Below are 3088 nucleotides of genomic sequence, written 5' to 3'. Positions count from 1 at the left end.
TAATCAAAATTCAGGACGAGACACAAGTTACTACCACACAATTCTCACTCTGTGTTTTCTTCGAGTAACCCTCACCGTTGAAATATTAAAAAAAAATAGGTTTTTGAAAAATTTGATGTATATTTGTTGGAAATTGTAATACAGAAGAATTTTACTATATCTTTAAACTTTTAAAATTGTAAACAAATGAAAAAAATAATGCTTTTGTTTTTAACATTATTGATTATAGGTTCAACATCTGTAACTGCTCAACCTTTTCAATATCGAGGATGGTTGGGTTTTGATACTACTGCCTATTTTGGGGATAGCAATATCAAAATCATTTTGGATACTACTGATAATATTTGGCGGATAGGCGAACCAAAAGGAAAGTTTTTTGATGGTGGTTTCAATTACCTGAAAACCGATGAAAGGTATATGGAGCGCCCTCATGCAATTTATACTGATAAATCATTGATGAAAAATGACTCAGGTACATATTCGTTTCAAATCTTTTTTACCGCTGACCGTAAAGGGTTAAAAACAATACGCGATCACGGTGGTCGTATAGATGCTTGCAATTTTAGATTAAAATATAAAATTGATGCTTCAATCAACGAATATCTAAAAATTAAAATATCAAATGATAAGGGAAAAACCTGGCATTATTCATTTTTTGAAGATACTATTTATAATGGCATGAATGATTGGCAAGAGTACGTGGGGATATTGGGAACAAGTAATGTTATTCTTTCAATAGATAATTGGTTAGATGATTTCGATACTTTATTATTTAATTTTGAATTTGTTGCCAATAGAAAATTAGAAAGTGAAGGAATAATGATAGATAATATTATGTTTAATATTTCTATTGGTCGTATATCAAATATTGATGAACATATTCATACGTATCCTTTGCATCTTATTACTTCAAACAGCAAATCCATCATTCAGTTAAACAGCTATTATTCAAATTATACTGTTTCAGTATTTGATATTACAGGAAAACAAATTGTTAACGATTTAAAAATTGATTCTGAAACACTTGACTTAAGATATTATATGCAAAATGAAGGTGTTTATATACTGTCTTTTATCAATGAAACATCAAAAGAAATACTAAACTTTAAATTATTAATATTATAAAAACACATTTTATATTTATTTTAACAATTTCATGCCTTTTAAGCTTTGGTCCAAAGTAATAAGAGATTGTCAACTATTGTTAGAGATACAAATTATAACTGGGACCAGAAACTGAACATGTTAAAGCAAGATACTAACTTGACGGAAAGAGATACTAAACAATTATTAAAACTTCAATCTTATTTGAATACACGTTTGGATAATAATGGGACTTTGCTTACTCACACAAAAAAAGTTTTAGATGCTGTCGAAAGACAATCAAGAAACAATAATTATATATTAGAAAAATAAAATTTCAAAAAACCATACTTTCCTTATTCTGTTGAGATGGAGATTGTGAAATGGGGACTAAGGATTTGTCATGAAACAATGTAATCAAAATTCAGGACGAGACACAAGTTACTACCACACAATTCTCACTCTGTGTTTTCTTCGAGTAACCCTCACCGTTGAAATATTAAAAAAAAATAGGTTTTTGAAAAATTTGATGTATATTTGTACGAAATTAAATTAAAAAACCTTCTGTTTTACTCTTTAAAATTTAAGTTATGAAATGGTTAAATATTATAATTATTAATTTTTATATTTTATTCTCTTTGAATTTGAGTGCACAAGATTTTATTGATATTTTTTTAGACTTTGACGAACCAGATTCAATGATTTATATTGATACTACCGAAAAAGAAAATATTTGGCAAATAGGAAACCCATCAAAAATAATATTCAATAAAGCAATATCATTACCAAATGCTATTTTAACAGATACAATAAATTATTATCCGGTAAATAATTATTCTGAATTTTATATTACAATGAATCTTAAAAAGGATACTTTATTCATCTTTCGTTTTTTTAATATATCCTTTGTGTATAAAATTAATTCAGATTCACTAAACGATTTTGGAATGATTGAAGTATCATTTGATGATGGATTGACATGGTTGAATCTGATTAGTGATCATTCAGGGAAATATTTTAATTGGAATACTAAGCCTTTATTGAGTGGTTCAATAAATAAATGGGAATATTTAAATTGTGACTTTAAATGTGAAAATAAGTTTATGCAGGATGCAGAAACAGCTATTTTTAGATTTAGCTTTCATTCAGATAGTATAAATAATAATAAAGAAGGTTGGATGATTGATAATATTAGAATTAGTGCCGCTTATAAACATATTGGAATTAATAAAAATAACCATGAAAAATTGAATTTCGTATTTCCAAATCCTGTATCATCATGCTCAATAATTACTATTGATAACATTAAAGAGAATATATTATCGATGCAGGTATATAACTATAATGGACAATTAATTAAGCAATTAAATAATAAGAAGAAAAACCTCTATATTATAAATTCAGATTATTCAAAAGGTCTTTATCTGTTACAAATTCAAACAAAAAAGAACATATATTTATCAAAATTCATTATTAATTAAAAATAACTAAAATGAAAAAGATATATTTAGTAGTTATCTTAGTTATTATTAGTATAATAAATTTATTAGGTCAGGAGTATTATACAAATTGGAAAGAATTAGGTCCTTGGAGAACACCACCAGGTGATTGGGGTACCGGCAAAGGTTGGGTTGAGTGTTTTGAGGTTGATCCTAAAACATATAATTTTGAGGATGATGAATTTAAAACCATATATGTAGGCAGTTGTACAGGTGGCTTATTTAAAACAACTAATGCTTTAGCTGATAAACCTGTATGGATTAACCTAACAGATGCAAAAAAGTTTTTAGGTTCTTGGGTTGCAAAAGCAATAGCTTCTGGAATAAAACTAATGAAAAAATTTGCTCATTTACTATTGGCTCATAGAACAGGTATTTATAATTGGTTTTATTATAGAATTTCAACAGGACCTCTTGAAGGAATGAATAATAAGATTAAAGTTTTGAAAAGAAAAGCATATGGCTACCGAGATGTCCAATATTTTAAGCTTAAAATTTATAATTTA

The 3088-nt window shown here is 27.0% G+C and carries 3 protein-coding genes; all 3 read left to right on the top strand.

Going from position 1 to position 3088, the window contains the following annotated elements:
- Positions 1-186: 186 nt before the first annotated feature.
- Entirely contained in the window at positions 187-1125 is a 939-nt protein-coding gene (locus U9R42_06845; protein ID MEA3495736.1) for a hypothetical protein, read from the top strand.
- A 548-nt stretch (positions 1126-1673) separates the two neighbouring features.
- Positions 1674-2564, top strand: coding sequence for a T9SS type A sorting domain-containing protein (locus U9R42_06840; protein MEA3495735.1), 891 nt, complete (start codon positions 1674-1676; stop codon positions 2562-2564).
- An 11-nt stretch (positions 2565-2575) separates the two neighbouring features.
- The coding region (locus tag U9R42_06835; GenBank protein ID MEA3495734.1) for a transposase at positions 2576-3088 on the top strand (513 nt) is incomplete at its 3' end.

Source organism: Bacteroidota bacterium (assembly GCA_034723125.1).
Classification (GTDB): domain Bacteria; phylum Bacteroidota; class Bacteroidia; order CAILMK01; family JAAYUY01; genus JAYEOP01.
Note: the sequence above shows the minus strand (reverse complement) of the source record. Positions and strands in the feature narration are given on the sequence as shown.

What these genes read in the sequence shown, in the direction of transcription:
- U9R42_06845 (MEA3495736.1), top strand. Translation starts at nt 187, where the DNA reads ATGAAAAAAATAATGCTTTTGTTTTTAACATTATTGATTATAGGTTCA.
- U9R42_06840 (MEA3495735.1), top strand. Translation starts at nt 1,674, where the DNA reads ATGAAATGGTTAAATATTATAATTATTAATTTTTATATTTTATTCTCT.